This window comes from Mesorhizobium sp. 01N446, assembly GCF_056399285.1.
The window spans coordinates 1-401 of the sequence record NZ_JBFTRA010000049.1; the positions used below are offsets into that span (position 1 = coordinate 1).

Annotated in this window: 1 pseudogene; it reads left to right on the forward strand. The window is 66.3% G+C overall.

Annotation, left to right across the window (positions count from 1 at the left end):
* Positions 1–401 (forward strand): annotated as a pseudogene (locus AC1DPX_RS35165) (filamentous hemagglutinin); the annotation flags it as partial.

The window sequence follows — 401 nt, forward strand, 5'->3', positions numbered from 1 at the left end:
GGCGGCGGCGATGGCTCGGTCGAAGTCTCCGGCACGCTCGATGCTTCGGCCAAGGCCGGCGGCAAGGGCGGCAAGGTCACGGTGACCGGCCGCAAGCTGAAGCTCAAGGCAGCCAAGGTCGATGCCTCGGGCAAGGACGGCGGCGGCACGGTCAAGATCGGCGGTGACAAGCAGGGCAAGGGCACGCTGCAGCGAGCCCAGACGACCGAGGTTGATGCCAATACAACGATCAATGCCGATGCTACCGGCACTGGCGATGGCGGCACGGTGATCGTCTGGTCGGACGAACAGACGAAGTTCGCCGGCAAGATTTCCGCGCGCGGTGGCGAGGACAACGGCAATGGCGGCTTCACGGAAGTGTCGGGCAAGCAGCGCCTCGACTTCACCGGCTCGGTCGACCT